We start from the raw sequence: 15,629 nt of genomic DNA on the forward strand, positions 1-15,629 counted from the left end.
TATTAAAATTCCAATTTGTATAAATTTATATTTCAAAATAATGGTTGACAGTCTTTTAAAGCGATAGGTAGAATAGAAGTGTCTGATTCTGAGAATCATTATCAGGAAAATAACAATTCACCTAATTTTTTTATTACTATTTGAGAATAAATTTCATTTCAATAAATATATGTTGTTAGTTAGGATGGTTGAGGGATGGAAGCGAGCGCAAGCAGTATAGAACAGCAAGAAGAGAATGTTAAAGAGATTAAGAGCAGACCGCTTATCGCTTCTATTATTTTAGTAGCGGGTACAGTTTTGTTAGCTTTAAGCATGGCAGTTTCTATTTCTTTTGGGGCTGCAGATATTAGTTTAAAGACTGTATGGCAAGCTGTATTTCAGTTTGATGGATCTATTACACATCATAATGTAATTCAAGAGCTTCGCATGCCTAGAGCAATAGGGGGCGTAGTTGCAGGTGCCTTTTTAGCGGTATCAGGAGCAATTATGCAAGGTATGACGCGAAATCCACTTGCTTCGCCATCGTTAATGGGGATTACAGATGGGGCTGTATTTGGAATTGCAATTATGTATGCATTTTTTCCTAATTCACCTTATTTAATGTTTGTTATCGCATCTTTTATTGGAGCTGCGTTTGGTGCAAGCATTGTATATGGAATTGGGTCTTCTTCACCAGGTGGATTAACACCTGTGAAATTAGCTTTAGCAGGTGCAGCTATTAGTGCTTTATTAGGGGCGATTTCATCTGGAATCGCATTGTATTTCAATCTTGCCCAAGAGGTAAGCATGTGGAATGCAGGCGGAGTTGCTGGAGTGAAATGGCAAAGTATTAATATGTTAGTGCCAATTGGCCTTGTTTGTCTTTTTATCGCAATTATGATGTCGAGATATATTACAATTTTGAGCTTCGGTGAAGAAATTGCAATTGGACTTGGTCAAAATACGACATTAATTAAATTTATCGGAACAGTACTTGTTCTTGTTTTAACGGGTTCCGCAGTTTCCATGGCAGGATCAGTTGGATTTGTTGGTCTTGTAATTCCGCATATGACTCGTTTTCTTGTAGGCTCGGACTATAGATGGGTTATTCCATGTTCTGCGGTCTTAGGCGGGCTGTTAATTGAATGTGCAGATATGTTATCTCGCGTTATTAACCCGCCATTTGAAACGCCAATTGGAGCAATTACAGCGCTAATTGGGGTTCCATTCTTCCTCTACTTAGCACGTAATGAAGGGAGAGGAAAGATGTGAGGACGAGTGTCTTAACAAAAAAGAACATTTCTATATTAACGATTTTAGTAGGACTAATCGTTTCTATATTTCTTATTAGTTTAAATACAGGAACTTTTAAAATCCCGCCAATGGACGTATTAAAGTCATTGGTTGGACTAGGGGCTGAAGATCAGTCTGTTATTTTATTTGAATTCCGTATGCCGCGTATGGTAATTGCTATACTAGTCGGATCTGCTTTAGCTATGTCAGGTGCGATTTTGCAAGGTTTATCACGAAATCCGCTTGCTGATCCAGGTATTATAGGTATTAATGCTGGAGCGGGATTAACAGTTGTTATATTCGTCTACTTCTTCTTCGGGAAAGTAGGGACTGGTACATTTTTATCTGTATTCATTCTTCCATTCTTCGCACTAGTTGGAGCGATATTAGCAGCGGTAATTATTTATTTACTAGCATGGAAAGACGGCGTTTCATCGACTCGATTAATACTTGTCGGTATTGCCGTTGCAGCTGGATTTGGAGCTGTTAGTTTAATTTTCTCTATGAAGATGACATCTAACGATTTTCGTTTTGCTACGATTTGGCTGGCGGGAAGTCTATGGGGTACAGATTGGAAATTCGTATTAAGTGTACTTCCATGGATGGTTATTTTCTTACCGCTTGCTATAAGTAAAGCACACATATTAAATGTAATGAACCTAGGCGATTCTACAGCAGTTGGCCTTGGTGTAAACGTAGAAAAAGAAAGACGTAAATTATTATTTATTGCAGTTTGTTTAGCAGGTGCATCTGTTGCTGTTGCGGGCGGAATTGGCTTTATCGGTTTAATGGCCCCGCATTTAGCAAGGCGCCTTGTTGGTGGTAAACATCAAATTATGTTGCCCACCGCTGCGCTAATAGGAACGTTTTTACTTTTATTCGCAGACGTAATTTCAAGAAGTGTATTAACAACTTCAGAAATACCAGTCGGTCTTGTTATTTCTGTAATTGGTGCACCATATTTCATTTATTTACTTATGAGGACAAAATAAAGGGAGGCTTTTCGTATGGCAACTTTAGCGGTGGATGCGGTATCTGTTGGCTATAATGAAGGTTTAATTATTGACGGGTTAACAGTTGAAATTCCGGAAGGGAAAATTACAACAATTATTGGACCAAATGGTTGTGGGAAGTCCACATTATTAAAAACGGCGTCTCGTATTTTGAAGGCAAAGCAAGGTACTGTTTATCTCGACGGAAAAGCAATTGAGAAACAGCCAACGAAAGAAATTGCAAAGAAAATGGCGATTTTACCACAAACTGCAGAAGTGCCAACGGGTCTTACTGTATTTGAGCTTGTGTCATATGGAAGATTCCCTCATCAAAAAGGGTTTGGCACGTTGAAAGAAGAGGATTATCGCTACATTAACTGGGCACTTGAAGTGACAGGAATGAAAGAATTTGCGAATCGTCCAGCAGAAGCGCTATCAGGTGGCCAACGTCAACGTGTTTGGATCGCAATGGCTCTTGCACAAGGAACAGAATTACTTGTATTGGATGAACCAACAACGTACTTAGATATGGCTCATCAATTAGAAGTATTAAACTTATTGAAAAAGTTAAATGAAGAAGAAGGTAGAACGATTGTTATGGTTATCCATGACTTAAACCACGCTTCTCGTTTCTCTGATCATATGATTGCATTAAAAGCAGGTAAGTTAATGAAACAAGGAACGCCAGATGAAGTTATGACAAGTGAAACACTTCGTAACGTATTTGAGATTGAAGCTCAAATCGTTCCATGTCCAGTAAACTGTAAGCCAATTTGTTTAACATATGATTTAGCGATGATTAGTAATCAATTGCGTAAAAAAGCATAAGTAGAACCCCCTCGTAAAGAGGGGGGCTTCTAATGGACGTTGAGCTTCTTATATATGAATGGGAAGTTGAACGCCCGTTAGAATGGGTTATTAACAACAGTTAATAAATATATATTAATTAATTGTTATCTTTGTTTCTTATAGTTCATTGTAACTTATAAGATAAATACAGCTAGAAGGAGTGGGAACATGAAGAATTTTAAAATGGCACTATTAGCAATGGTACTAGTTGTGACTTCTGTACTATTTGCAGCTTGTTCTAACAAAGAAGAAGAAAAGAAAACAGATGCAAAGACTGAAGAGCGCACTGTAAAACATGCAAAAGGGGAAATTAAAATTCCTGCAAACCCAAAGAAAATTGCTGACCTTAGTGGTTCAACAGAAGAATTATTAATTTTCGGTATGAAACCGGTTATTACTGCTAATACATCTCAAGAAAAAATTGATGCACATATTGAAAAGAAACTAAAAGACGTTAAACCAGTTGGTTCTGCTTGGGGCGATAAAATTAACATTGAAGCAGTAGCTGCTGCAAAACCAGATTTAATTCTTGTAAATAATCGTCAAGAAAAGATTTATGATCAATTATCTAAAATTGCACCAACAGTTATGTTAAACACTCCATTAGATCAATGGCGTCCAAAATTCGAAGAAGTAGGTCAAATCTTCGGTAAAGAAAAAGAAACAAAAGAATGGTTCAAAAAGTATGATGAAAAAGCAAGCAAATTACATGACAAAATCGTCGCTAAAACTGGTGAAGCAACATTTATGAAAATGGCTGCATATCCAAATGCTTTCCGCGTATATGGTGATTACGGTTACGGTAGCGTAATCTTTAATGATTTAAAACTACCAGCAGTTAAAGGTACACCAACTGATAAACCGTTAGTACAAGTACAAAAAGAAGCTTTAATCGATTACAACCCAGATTACTTATTCGTATTTACAACTGGTGACGGTTCTCAGCGCTTAAAAGAATTCCAAGAAGAATCAATTTGGAAAAACATGAACGCTGTTAAAAATAACCACGTATTTACAATTAAAAATGAAGACTTAAACAAAGGTTACTTCCCACTAGGGAAAGATATGATCTTAGACGAAGTTGCTGAATTCGTTTTAGGTAAATAATGTATAAAGGAAATCACTTTTACTTCGGTAAAGGTGATTTTTTCTTTTTATAAAGGGAATTAATACAGTCTTTCATTTCTTTCTGTTTCTCATTTCGTTTATAATATAAAGTAAGAATGTAGTAAAGAAAGGGGGATGTCGGAAAGTGGTATATTTAAACGACAAACTCAGCGAAACAAAAGTGTTTAAAGACCCAGTACATAAATATGTGCACGTGCGTGATCGTGTTATTTGGGATTTAATCGGAACGAAAGAATTTCAACGCTTGCGCCGTATTAAGCAGCTTGGAACGACATTTTTTACATTTCACGGTGCAGAGCATAGTCGCTTTACTCATTCGTTAGGTGTATACGAAATTATTCGTCGTATGATTGATGATGTGTTTGATGGCAGACCAAATTGGAATGCTGAAGATAGATTGTTATGTTTATGTGCGGCATTACTTCATGATGTCGGTCACGGCCCATTTTCTCACTCGTTTGAAAAAGTATTTTCATTAGATCATGAGAAATTTACGCAAAAGATTATCGTAGGCGATACGGAGATTAATGATGTATTAAGTCGTGTTGATAAGGAGTTTCCACAAAAGGTAGCAGATGTAATTGCAAAAACATCTACTAATAAATTAGCGATTAGTATGATTTCGAGCCAAATTGATGCGGATCGTATGGATTATTTATTAAGAGATGCTTATTTTACAGGCGTAAAGTACGGAAACTTCGATATGGAACGTATACTGCGTGTAATGCGTCCGTATGGGAATCAAGTAGTCATTAAAAATAGTGGTATGCATGCTGTTGAGCATTACATTATGAGTCGTTATCAAATGTATTGGCAAGTATATTTCCACCCGGTAACGCGAAGTGCAGAAGTTATTTTAACGAAGATTTTACACCGTGCGAAATCACTGCACGAGAAGTATTATACATTTAAAAATCATCCTGTTCATTTCTATTCTTTATTTGAAGAAGAAGTAACAGTAGAGGATTATTTAAAGTTAGACGAGAACGTTATGTATTACTACTTCCAAGTATGGCAGGAAGAAGAAGATTCAATTTTAAGCGATTTATGCCGCCGTTTTATGAATCGAAATCTATTTAAATATGTAGAGTTTACAGATAAACACGGTTTAGATAATTGGATGGAATTAAGTAGTTTATTTAAAAAGATTGGACTTGATCCGGAGTATTATTTAGTAGTTGATTCAACATCAGACTTACCGTATGACTTTTATCGTGCAGGAGAAGAAGAAGAGCGTCTACCAATCCTACTTCTTATGCCAAACGGAGAGCTTAGAGAGCTTTCACGTGAGTCGGATATTGTTGAGGCGATTACAGGTAAGAAAAGAACGGATCAAAAGCTATTCTATCCACATGATTTAATCTATGAAGATGGAAGAAAAGGAAAATATAAAGAGAGAATTATTGAGTTGTTAGAAGGAAAGAAATAAGAAGCAGCTAATGGCTGCTTCTTATGAAAAAACTTGAAATTATTTGTCACTTAAGCGTTTTCCGCCAACTGCATAATGGTTTTTAGACATTTCTTCGATGAAAACAACGATGTTTTCTTCAGGAGCACCAGTTGTTTCGCTTACTGCTGCTGTTACTTTCTCAGCAAGAGCTTTCTTTTGTTCTTCTGTGCGTCCTTCTAGCATTTTCACTGTTACGTATGGCATGTACAATCGCTCCTTTTATGTAAGTTACACTCTTATTATAGCGGATTATGGGGAAGAACAATCGAAAAAACAAATAATTTCTTTTTTTGACATATGGAAGAGGAGATGAAGCATGGATCAGTTATTTAGATACCCGTTGCACCAAATTCCCTTGGTAGCAATGGCCATTATTATCGCATTATCAGTTCATGAATTTGCACATGCATATGTAGCATATAAATTTGGAGACGATACAGCAAAGAGACAAGGCCGTTTAACGTTATCACCGATGGCACACTTAGATCCTATAGGTTTGATTGCAGTATTAATTCTTGGATTCGGTTGGGCAAGACCGGTTCCTGTTAACCCATATAACTTTAAAAGACCGCGTCTTGCAGGTATATTAGTTTCAATTGCAGGGCCGATTAGTAACTTAATTTTAAGCGCAATTGGTTTAATTATTTGGTATAGCTTAGTAAAATTTGGTGTATTATACTCAATTCCATCTGCAGTAGCAGATACGTTAGCTCAATTTTTCCAGATTTTTATTATGCTGAATATCGTTTTACTTGTATTTAACTTATTACCGATCCCGCCACTTGATGGGTATCGAGTTGTGGAAGATTTAGCGCCAGCAAATATTCGCGCGAAAATGACACAGTATGAAAAATACGGGGCAATTGCGTTATTAATTCTCGTTATTACACCGCTTAGTAATTACACAATTCAACCTATTTTCCAGGTAGTTATTCCGCATGTATTTGTATTTTTAGATAGCATCATTGCGCCTATTTTTGGCCTTTTATAATTTTTAAGTGAGGAGGATTTTACATATGACAGAGAAAAAGAAAAAAATCGGTTTTAATATCGTGAAAAATGATTCAACAGATGGACATGGTGGATTTGGTGTTGGGGCATTAAGCTTAGAAAACATTTCACCTGTATTTATTGATGTACTAGAGAAAACTGCATTCGTTGATATTGGTGCGATGCACGCGCGTAGTACAGTAGAAAAAGGTATTAAGTTTTTAACAAATAAAGATGAAGTTCCAAACGGAAAACCATTTTGGCTTGTTTGGGTAACGATTGAAAGAACTGCGACAGGTGCGTATTATGCAGGTGTAACAGCTTGTGAAATGACAGTAGACCGTGAAATTCGCCGCGGATATAAATCACTTCCAGAGCACGTAAATAAAATGGATAAATCATTGAAGCGTCACATTATGGTTGACCATATGGATGAATCATCTAAAAAGGTACTTGGTACGTTCTTGAAAGAACATAATGAAGCGATTTGGAACGAATCTAGTGAAGAATTGCGCCGTGCATTATTAAGTGAATAAAAAATAGCTGACGGATGCCCGTCAGCTATTTTTTTACCAAGGAAGATATTTTTTCCACCAACTTGTTTTTTTCTTTTCTTCAGTCGTTTTTTCAAATTCTTCTTTATCATCGACGTGATCCATACAATATTCAGTCGGTTCGGTACCTTTAGCGAAATACATTTTCACAGAAATAGGACAATTTTTTGTAGCAATTTTACCGTTCTCTGGATTGATATTAACCGCTACGACGTCACTTGGTTGTTTAAATTCTTTTTTAGGCTGTCCATCTAAGCCCTTCTCCATCGTATCAGTCCATATTTTCTTCGCATACCCTTGTTCTGCTACGTTTGAAATAGATTTAGGTTGATCATATCCGACCCATACACCTGTTACGATTTGCGGAGTAAATCCGATCATCCAACTATCCGTTTCAGTAGAACCGGATTTTCCTGCATATGTTCTTGATAATTTTGATAACATCGATTGGCCAGTTACAGCAGCATAACTGCTTAGTTTCTTATTAAACATACCAGTCATCATTTCTTCCATTACAAACGCTTTGCTCTTGTCGAGAACTTGTTTACTCTCTAAATGAGCATCGTATAATATATTTCCTTCATGATCCATAATGCGGCGAATGAAAGTAGGTTTTACTTCTTTTCCACCGTTTGCGAACATGCTATAAGCGTTAACCATTTCAATTGGTTTTACTGGTGACGTACCGAGAGCTAGAGAAGGCACATCTTTTAATGCACTTTTAATTCCAAATTGCTTCGCTGTTTTTGCAAGCGCGTCATCTCCTAAAAACAAATTCGTTTTCACAGCATATATGTTATCAGAGACTGCGAGAGCTTGTGCCATCGTTACGAAATCATCTGCATAATAATCTTTATAGTTCTTCGGTTTATACTTTGAAACTCCGTCACCTAAGGTGAATACAGTATATTCGCTTTTTAAGCGCGTAGCAGGCGTGAATCCTCGTTCTAATGCCGCATAATATAGAAATGGCTTAAATGTAGAACCAGGCTGACGAACGGCTTGTGTAGCCCTGTTAAATTGACTCATATTATAATCAGTCCCACCAACAAGAGCAGCCACTTCACCTGTCGTTGGATTCATAGAGACGAGAGCAGTTTGTATGTTTGTTGTATCAGGTATATGATCTTTTACAGCTTGTTCTGCTACAGCTTGTAGTTTAGGGTCTAGCGTTGTATAAATTCGCAAGCCACCCCGTTGTAAAGCTTGTTCGTCTAATCCAACATCACGAAGGAGCGAAGCTTGTACAGCATCTTGGAAATATGGTGCGACCTCTGCTACTTTTTTCGTATCCAATGAGGCAAAAGTTAGTGGCTCTTTCTTCGCTAAGGCTGCTTGTTGCTTCGTAATATATCCTTGTTCTACCATTTCATCTAATATGAGAGCTTGTCGTCCTTTCGCACGATCCTCTTTCAAAAAGGGAGAATAGACACTTGGCCCTTTCGGGATACCTGCGAGCATACTAGCTTCTGCTAATGTTAACTCTTTTGCCGTTTTATCGAAATATAGACGGGACGCAGCTTCGATGCCATAAGCGCCATGTCCGTAATAAATTGTGTTTAAATATCCTTCTAAAATATGATTTTTATTATAGTTTACTTCAAGGCGGACAGTGTACATTGCCTCTAATAATTTACGTTTCCACGTTTTATCATGATCTAAATACAGATTACGCGCGTATTGTTGTGTAATTGTACTAGCTCCTTGTACTTTTGCCATCGCTTTTAAATCAGCAACAATTGCACCCGCAATCCGTTTCATATCGAAGCCGTGATGTTTATAAAATCTTTGATCTTCAATAGAAAGGGTCGCTTCTTTTACATAAGGTGAAATTTCATTAAGAGATACATTGTAACGTTTTTGCATTTCATTACTTTGTCCTATAACAGTGTCATCATTTGCGTAAAAGACGCTTGTTTGCGGGACCGCAACAGGAGGAGGTCCCATAATTTTTGCAACTATAATAATAATAATAAAAGAAAAAACGAAGAAAAGGACGCAAGAAAACATTGCGGTGAAGAAAAGACGTTTATATTTTTTAAGTTTTGGATTCATAGTTTGATCCATCTTTTTTCAGCCCCTCATTAATACAAGCGTTATTGTATTAGTATTGAGGGTTTTCGTTTATTTTAAACAATGAAATTTCGAAAATAAAAAAGCCCCTTCCATTAAGAAAGGAGCTCAAAGGCACGTGCTGGCCAATCGGTAATGATGACATCTACACCATAATCAATCATAGTTTGTAAATCTTTGTATTCATTAATTGTATATGGACGGAAAACATACCCTTGCTCTTGTGCTAACTGCACAAATTCTTTCGTTAATAACTGGAAGTTTGGATGTAATCCATTTGCTTCTCTATGTTTTGCTTCGGCAATTGGATCAGAAAGTGGTGTATCATATAAAATTGCTCTTGGGATTTCAGGAGCAATTTCTGCTAATAATGAAACAGAGTCATGGTTAAATGATGAAAATACAATTTGATTAGAAAGATGATATTCACGCACAAGTGCAACAGCTTTTTCCTCAATATTTGGGTAATGAATAACATCTGTCTTTAATTCAATATTTAGTTGTAAGTTCGTTGTGGAAAGCCAAATGAAAACCTCACGCAACGTTGGGATTTTTGCTTCATGGAAAGAAGGGTCTTTATAGCTACCAGCGTCCAATGATTGTAGTTCCTCTACCGTTTTTTCCGAAACAAGTCCAACGCCATTTGTTGTACGATCGACGGTTTCATCGTGAATTACGACAAGTTCACCATCTTTTGATAAGTGGACATCGAGTTCAATTCCGTGAGCGCCAATGCGTTCTGCTTCTTGGAAGGCAATCATCGTATTTTCGGGATGTGTTCCTTTTACTCCGCGGTGAGCGAAAATAAGTGGTTTACTCATGTGAAATTCTCCTTATTATCTCTTTTCTTTCATTATGAAACTGCTTTAGGGAAAATACAATTGAATATGACAAACATTTACAAAAGTCTAACAGTTGCACAAAAGTTAACGTTAACGTAAAATGTAATAATCAAGTGAAGGGAGGAATAAACATGTATAAAATTGATGAAGTAACAAAGCAAGTTGGTTTGACAAAACGTACACTTCGTTATTATGAGGAAATTGGTTTAATTCATCCCCCTGAACGTAGTGAGGGGAACATTCGCCTGTATACAGACGGGGATATCGCCAGAATTAAAAAAATTGTGGAAGCGAAAGAAGTGTTAGGAATTACGCTTCAAGAGATGCAGCATTTTTTATCGTTAAAAGAAAGAATGGAGCAAAGAAGAAATAGCGAAAACCCTCGTGATCGTGAAGTGATTCAAGAAATTAAAGATATGCTTGAAAAACAAGTGGAAACGCTAGACGAAAAAATGGAGCAAATGCAACGTGTAAAGGCAGAACTAGAAGATAGTTTACATCGTGCAGTAACATTTTTAGAGAACACAAAAGGAGAGTAATCAAAATGGAGAGCAAACAAAAACTAGGGAGATTGATTACAGTGGTGGCTACCTTCCTTGCCTTTTCGGGTATAGGGGTAGTTGACCCAATTTTGCCAATTATTGCTGAGAAAATTGGTGCAACGCATTGGCAAGTTGAAATGTTATTTACCGCTTATATTTTAACGATGGCAATCATGATGTTACCAGCTGGTATATTTGCATCGAGATTTGGTGATAAACGGATGATGACAATCGGTCTTGCGATTGTGACTGTATTTGCGTTTATATGCGGTATATCGCAAACGATTGCTCAATTATCTCTTTTCCGCGCTGGATGGGGATTAGGAAATGCGATGTTTTTTGCTACAGCAATGACGCTATTAATAGCATTAAGTAAAGAAGTTCATGAAGCAGTAGGATTATACGAAGCAGCTATCGGTTTAGGCATGGCTGGCGGACCATTATTAGGCGGGATATTAGGTGGTCATTCTTGGCGTTATCCGTTTTTCGCGACAAGTATTTTAATTTTCTTAGCATTTATTTTAGTATTCTTTTTTGTAAAAGAACCGGAGCGAAAAGTGAAGCGTAAGGCTGCTGGGGTAGGAGAATTACTTAACCTGGTGAAGTATAAACCGTTTATGCAAGGTGCGATTTCAGGAATGTTATACTACTACGGATTTTTCGTTGTGTTAGCATATTCACCACTTATTATGCATTTATCAGCTATTCAATTAGGCTTTGTATTTTGCGGATGGGGGCTCGCGTTAGCTTACGGTTCTGCAATTTTAGCACATAAGCTAGAAGGGAAATATGAACCAAAAACATTATTAAAGGGTAGTTTACTCGTATTTGCGATTTTCTTAATTGCACTATTCTTTGTGAAAATTATGTGGTTACAAATTACTCTTATCGTTTTATCAGGATTGGCATCTGGCTTAAACAATGCATTATATACAAGTTATGTAATGGATATTTCACCTTATGAAAGATCTGTTACGTCAGGTGTTTATAACTTTGTTCGTTGGTTAGGTGGTGCGATTGCTCCAATTTTATCAGGAATTATCGGTCATACTGTTTCACCACAAAGTCCGTTTTTAGTAGGTGGAATTGTTGTGTTAGTTGGTTGTATTATGATCCTAATTCCAATTCGTAAACCAGTAGAAATAGAGACAAAAGCCCTTTCTTAAGAAAGGGTTTTCTTTCCTTTTGCGGTGCAAACCCTTTCCGCACATATGTTAGAACCCTCTGACTAAAATATATTTTCGGTATTTTTGTACTTTTAACTATACATTTTGGATGTTTTGTTTTATTTTTGTTAGGGGACATTAATGATGTCCCTATTATAAATTTGCATTGAAAGGCGTGATTGTACGATGGAACTATGGTTCACTGAAAAACAAACAAAACATTTTGGGATTACGGCGCGTATTAACCGCACATTACATACGGAGCAAACAGAATTCCAAAAACTTGATATGGTCGAAACGGAAGAGTTCGGAAACATGCTTATTTTAGATGGCATGGTTATGACAACAGAAAAAGATGAGTTCGTTTATCACGAAATGGTAGCACACGTACCTTTATTTACACATCCAAACCCTGAAAACGTATTAGTTGTTGGTGGCGGTGATGGTGGTGTTATTCGTGAAGTGTTAAAACACCCAAGTGTAAAGAAAGCAACTCTTGTTGAAATCGATGGAAAAGTAATTGAGTACTCTAAACAATACTTACCATCAATTGCAGGCGCATTAGATAATGAGCGTGTAGAAGTAAAAGTAGGAGACGGTTTCCTACATATCGCAGAAAGCGAAAATGAATACGATGTAATTATGGTAGATTCTACTGAGCCAGTAGGACCAGCAGTAAACCTATTTACAAAAGGCTTCTACGCTGGAATTTCAAAAGCGTTAAAAGAAGATGGTATTTTCGTTGCACAAACGGACAACCCTTGGTTTACACCAGAACTAATTACAACTGTGTTTAAAGACGTAAAAGAGATCTTCCCAATTACTCGTTTATACACAGCAAACATTCCAACTTACCCAAGTGGTCTTTGGACGTTCACAATTGGATCTAAAAAACATGATCCATTAGAAGTAAGTGAAGAGCGTTTCCACGAAATCGAAACGAAATACTACACAAAAGAATTACACAATGCAGCATTCGCATTACCGAAATTTGTTGGGGATTTAATTAAGTAAGAGAATTGTATCAAACAAATAAAGTGTAAGTAGCTCATTTAAGGTGTTTGTCCAGAAGACTTGAACATGCTAGCTACTTACACTTCTGTAGAGAAAATCGTCTTCTTGTTGTTAAAAAGAAGACCCGGTAAATCGAGAAAGAGGAGCAATTCGCTCCAAATTTGAGAAATAGTGAAAGGTTGGGATACCTTAAGTTCCACATAAGGAGGAAAAGAATATGCGTTTTGATGAAGCTTATTCAGGTAAAGTATTTATTAAAAGTCATCCAAGTTTTGAAGAGTCAAAGGTAGTTATTTATGGGATGCCTATGGATTGGACAGTAAGTTACCGTCCGGGATCTCGTTTTGGCCCTGCACGTATTCGTGAAGTATCAATCGGTCTTGAAGAATATAGCCCGTATTTAGATCGTGAACTAGAAGAGGTAAAATATTTTGATGCGGGTGATATCCCATTACCATTCGGAAACGCACAACGCAGCTTAGACATGATTGAAGAGTATGTATCAAAACTTTTAGATGCCGATAAGTTTCCACTAGGTCTCGGCGGTGAGCACCTAGTGTCTTGGCCAATTTTTAAGGCAATGGCAAAAAAATATCCGGATTTAGCAATCATCCATATGGATGCTCATACTGATTTACGTGAATCGTATGAAGGGGAGCCTTTATCCCACTCTACACCAATTCGTAAAGTGTGTGATTTAATTGGTCCGGAAAACGTATATTCTTTCGGAATTCGTTCTGGAATGAAGGAAGAATTTGAATGGGCGAAAGAAGTAGGTATGAACTTATACAAATTTGACGTATTAGAACCGTTAAAAGAAGTATTACCGAAACTTGCTGGCCGCCCAGTCTATGTCACAATCGACATTGATGTATTAGACCCAGCTCACGCTCCAGGAACAGGAACATTAGAAGCTGGCGGTATCACATCTAAAGAATTATTAGATTCCATCGTAGCAATTGCAAATTCAAATATAAATGTAGTTGGAGCAGACTTAGTAGAAGTAGCTCCTGTCTACGACCATAGTGATCAAACACCAGTCGCAGCAAGCAAATTCGTGCGGGAAATGCTGCTCGGTTGGGTGAAATAAAAGCGGAAGCCGACTGTTTAGACCCGGTGACTAAGGTTCTTTCCTGCAAAAGGTGCTTTTTACCTTTTGGCAGGGAAGGTTCTTAGACGCAAGGGTCTAGGAGGCGTAACTGGATAGTAATAAAAGCGGAGGCAGCTCGCTCAGAATCGCAGGTCATTGGAACGCTCGACCGAGAGTGTGAAATGGCTGGAGATTCTAGCCGCTGCAGCTAGATAAAATAAGAGCCCTCTATATGATTAGAGGGCTCTTATTTTGTCGTTATGTGTCGGTAAGTCGATATATTAAAAAAATCGCTGATATAATTCGAGTTGCGCCGATATATTAAAAAAATCGCCGATATAATTCGAGTTGCGCTGATATATTTAAAAAACCGCCGATATAATTTCATTTACCGTTACGCAACACAAAAAAAAGCTATTCTCAAACGATGGGAATAGCTCTTTTTCTTATGCAACCTTCTCTTCCGAAGTAACTCCGCGAATTTCATCAGCAGAGCGGATTGGATATTTACGGAACACAATAGATCCAATGTATCCGACAATAGTGGTAACGATTCCACATAGTACGGCAGCGATCGTTACTTTTATAACGTCATTAAATCCGAATAGGACAAGAAGACCTGGAATTGGTGATGCTGTTCCTGGTGCATTATTAACAAGCTGGAATAGCGATGTAATAATACCGGCAAGTGCACCGCCAACGAAATTTGTCATATAGATAGGAATTGGATTTGCTGAGACAACATCGGCTTGTGTTAAAGGCTCGATTGCTACAGCAATTGTATCTTTCTTTGAACAAATTTTTAATCGTTTAAAGAAAATAAAGTTCATCGGGGCTGAGGCGGCAACGGCAAGACTACCAATCGCCATTGGTAAACCTGTTAATCCAAGCATTGCAGTTAGTGCCATAGAACTTAGTGGAGAGGTAGAAATAACTGTTATTAATCCACCAAGCATAATACCCATAATGATAGGACTTTCTGTAGTTGCAACTGAAATCATAGAACCGATTTTACCGAGTGTTGCGTTAACAAGCGGATCCATAAGCATTGCCATTCCGCGTGAGATTGGTGCAGCGATAAATAGGATTGCTAAAAATTCCACGCCAGCTGGTAATTTCTTTTCGAGAAATTTCACGACGAAAGCACAAACGTATCCAGCGAAAAATCCTGGTAAAATACCGAATCCACTAGTAGCGATACCAATTAAAACAGCGTATACGGGGGAAACACCGATTGCTAATGCGACTAAAATCGCTGCTGCGACACCGCTCATACTACCGGAAGCTTCTCCTACTGATTGTAAAAAGTCATTATGAAACATTTCTCCACCTATATAACGGTGAAATGCTTCAATAAGAAAACTTGCGATTGCTGCATTAGCTAAAGCACCCATCGCCTTCATTCCATAAGGCGCACGGTAACTAAAAAGTGTAAATAGACAAAGTACAACAAGTAATAGTGCTAAACCTTGCAAGATAGCCATTTGAAAACTGTCTCCTTTGATTTTTGTAATAAAAATTCGTATCATTCAATAATAATATAAAAGTGTATGAAACGGAAAAATTTTTTCTTGGGAACTTGCTGTAAGAAAAAATCCCTTACAATAATGTAAGGAAAGTGTAAGACTTTTAGATAGAGTATAGTATGCTCTTTTCCGTATAATACA

At 37.3% G+C, this 15,629-nt stretch carries 15 protein-coding genes; 11 read left to right on the forward strand and 4 right to left on the reverse strand.

Annotated elements, in window-relative coordinates; all coding sequences use genetic code 11:
* Nucleotides 1-195: 195 nt before the first annotated feature.
* The 5 genes from HFD78_RS16620 to HFD78_RS16640 all read left to right on the forward strand — a co-directional run bounded on the left by HFD78_RS16620 (nucleotide 196) and on the right by HFD78_RS16640 (nucleotide 5,670).
* A complete protein-coding gene (locus HFD78_RS16620) occupies nucleotides 196-1,251 on the forward strand; it encodes a FecCD family ABC transporter permease (RefSeq protein WP_000388296.1) in 1,056 nt (351 codons plus the stop codon).
* Nucleotides 1,248-2,264, forward strand: coding sequence for a FecCD family ABC transporter permease (locus HFD78_RS16625; protein WP_001260757.1), 1,017 nt, complete (start codon nucleotides 1,248-1,250; stop codon nucleotides 2,262-2,264). Before HFD78_RS16620 ends, HFD78_RS16625 begins: the two co-directional genes overlap by 4 nt.
* Before the next feature lie 15 nt (nucleotides 2,265-2,279).
* Entirely contained in the window at nucleotides 2,280-3,092 is an 813-nt protein-coding gene (locus tag HFD78_RS16630; RefSeq protein ID WP_000212068.1) for an ABC transporter ATP-binding protein, read from the forward strand.
* 189 nt (nucleotides 3,093-3,281) lie between these two features.
* Entirely contained in the window at nucleotides 3,282-4,220 is a 939-nt protein-coding gene (locus HFD78_RS16635) for an ABC transporter substrate-binding protein (RefSeq protein ID WP_000787733.1), read from the forward strand.
* A 145-nt stretch (nucleotides 4,221-4,365) separates the two neighbouring features.
* Nucleotides 4,366-5,670 (forward strand): HD domain-containing protein, encoded by a 1,305-nt coding sequence (locus HFD78_RS16640; protein WP_000262731.1) that lies wholly within the window; start codon nucleotides 4,366-4,368, stop codon nucleotides 5,668-5,670.
* A 39-nt stretch (nucleotides 5,671-5,709) separates the two neighbouring features.
* On the opposite strand, the gene HFD78_RS16645 is transcribed toward HFD78_RS16640, so the two are convergent.
* The gene (locus tag HFD78_RS16645) at nucleotides 5,710-5,895 is read right to left on the reverse strand and encodes a 2-hydroxymuconate tautomerase (protein ID WP_001147171.1); all 186 of its coding nucleotides are present in this window, start codon (nucleotides 5,893-5,895) and stop codon (nucleotides 5,710-5,712) included.
* 112 nt (nucleotides 5,896-6,007) lie between these two features.
* Here HFD78_RS16645 and HFD78_RS16650 point away from each other — a divergent pair, with 112 nt between their 5' ends.
* Both HFD78_RS16650 and HFD78_RS16655 read left to right on the forward strand, forming a co-directional pair.
* Nucleotides 6,008-6,682 carry a site-2 protease family protein gene (locus HFD78_RS16650; protein ID WP_000372455.1) on the forward strand — a complete coding sequence of 225 codons (675 nt, stop codon included), beginning with the start codon at nucleotides 6,008-6,010 and terminating at the stop codon, nucleotides 6,680-6,682.
* Nucleotides 6,683-6,707: 25 nt separating this feature from the next.
* Nucleotides 6,708-7,217, forward strand: coding sequence for a YwhD family protein (locus HFD78_RS16655; RefSeq protein ID WP_000136672.1), 510 nt, complete (start codon nucleotides 6,708-6,710; stop codon nucleotides 7,215-7,217).
* Between the two features lie 33 nt (nucleotides 7,218-7,250).
* Here HFD78_RS16655 and HFD78_RS16660 read toward each other — a convergent pair whose 3' ends face one another.
* Together HFD78_RS16660 and HFD78_RS16665 are read right to left on the reverse strand one after the other, a co-directional pair.
* The gene (locus HFD78_RS16660; protein WP_087967140.1) at nucleotides 7,251-9,302 is read right to left on the reverse strand and encodes a transglycosylase domain-containing protein; all 2,052 of its coding nucleotides are present in this window, start codon (nucleotides 9,300-9,302) and stop codon (nucleotides 7,251-7,253) included.
* A 101-nt stretch (nucleotides 9,303-9,403) separates the two neighbouring features.
* Complete coding sequence (locus HFD78_RS16665) at nucleotides 9,404-10,129, reverse strand: glycerophosphodiester phosphodiesterase (RefSeq protein WP_000042788.1); 726 nt, start codon at nucleotides 10,127-10,129, stop codon at nucleotides 9,404-9,406.
* A gap of 152 nt (nucleotides 10,130-10,281) precedes the next feature.
* Between HFD78_RS16665 and HFD78_RS16670 the strand changes: the two genes are divergently transcribed.
* From HFD78_RS16670 to speB, 4 genes are all read left to right on the forward strand, one after another.
* Nucleotides 10,282-10,689 (forward strand): MerR family transcriptional regulator, encoded by a 408-nt coding sequence (locus tag HFD78_RS16670; RefSeq protein WP_000276578.1) that lies wholly within the window; start codon nucleotides 10,282-10,284, stop codon nucleotides 10,687-10,689.
* A gap of 5 nt (nucleotides 10,690-10,694) precedes the next feature.
* A complete protein-coding gene (locus tag HFD78_RS16675) occupies nucleotides 10,695-11,858 on the forward strand; it encodes an MFS transporter (protein ID WP_000444233.1) in 1,164 nt (387 codons plus the stop codon).
* 186 nt (nucleotides 11,859-12,044) lie between these two features.
* Entirely contained in the window at nucleotides 12,045-12,872 is an 828-nt protein-coding gene (speE, locus tag HFD78_RS16680) for a polyamine aminopropyltransferase (protein ID WP_000424696.1), read from the forward strand.
* 217 nt (nucleotides 12,873-13,089) lie between these two features.
* Nucleotides 13,090-13,962, forward strand: a complete 873-nt coding sequence (gene speB / locus HFD78_RS16685; protein ID WP_001209831.1) for an agmatinase — start codon at nucleotides 13,090-13,092, stop codon at nucleotides 13,960-13,962.
* Nucleotides 13,963-14,408: 446 nt separating this feature from the next.
* Here the strand turns inward: speB and HFD78_RS16690 are convergent, their stop codons facing one another.
* The gene (locus HFD78_RS16690) at nucleotides 14,409-15,446 is read right to left on the reverse strand and encodes a PTS sugar transporter subunit IIC (protein ID WP_000996328.1); all 1,038 of its coding nucleotides are present in this window, start codon (nucleotides 15,444-15,446) and stop codon (nucleotides 14,409-14,411) included.
* Nucleotides 15,447-15,629 lie beyond the last annotated feature (183 nt).

Origin of the sequence: Bacillus sp. EKM501B (assembly GCF_011800505.1) — a bacterium.
GTDB lineage: Bacteria > Bacillota > Bacilli > Bacillales > Bacillaceae_G > Bacillus_A > Bacillus_A cereus.

Excerpts from the sequence above, each read along its gene's own strand:
- HFD78_RS16620 (WP_000388296.1), top strand. The coding sequence starts at position 196 with ATGGAAGCGAGCGCAAGCAGTATAGAACAGCAAGAAGAGAATGTTAAA.
- HFD78_RS16630 (WP_000212068.1), top strand. The coding sequence starts at position 2,280 with ATGGCAACTTTAGCGGTGGATGCGGTATCTGTTGGCTATAATGAAGGT.
- HFD78_RS16635 (WP_000787733.1), top strand. The coding sequence starts at position 3,282 with ATGAAGAATTTTAAAATGGCACTATTAGCAATGGTACTAGTTGTGACT.
- HFD78_RS16645 (WP_001147171.1), bottom strand. The coding sequence starts at position 5,895 with ATGCCATACGTAACAGTGAAAATGCTAGAAGGACGCACAGAAGAACAA.
- HFD78_RS16650 (WP_000372455.1), top strand. The coding sequence starts at position 6,008 with ATGGATCAGTTATTTAGATACCCGTTGCACCAAATTCCCTTGGTAGCA.
- HFD78_RS16655 (WP_000136672.1), top strand. The coding sequence starts at position 6,708 with ATGACAGAGAAAAAGAAAAAAATCGGTTTTAATATCGTGAAAAATGAT.
- HFD78_RS16660 (WP_087967140.1), bottom strand. The coding sequence starts at position 9,302 with ATGGATCAAACTATGAATCCAAAACTTAAAAAATATAAACGTCTTTTC.
- HFD78_RS16665 (WP_000042788.1), bottom strand. The coding sequence starts at position 10,129 with ATGAGTAAACCACTTATTTTCGCTCACCGCGGAGTAAAAGGAACACAT.
- HFD78_RS16670 (WP_000276578.1), top strand. The coding sequence starts at position 10,282 with ATGTATAAAATTGATGAAGTAACAAAGCAAGTTGGTTTGACAAAACGT.
- HFD78_RS16675 (WP_000444233.1), top strand. The coding sequence starts at position 10,695 with ATGGAGAGCAAACAAAAACTAGGGAGATTGATTACAGTGGTGGCTACC.
- speE (WP_000424696.1), top strand. The coding sequence starts at position 12,045 with ATGGAACTATGGTTCACTGAAAAACAAACAAAACATTTTGGGATTACG.
- speB (WP_001209831.1), top strand. The coding sequence starts at position 13,090 with ATGCGTTTTGATGAAGCTTATTCAGGTAAAGTATTTATTAAAAGTCAT.
- HFD78_RS16690 (WP_000996328.1), bottom strand. The coding sequence starts at position 15,446 with ATGGCTATCTTGCAAGGTTTAGCACTATTACTTGTTGTACTTTGTCTA.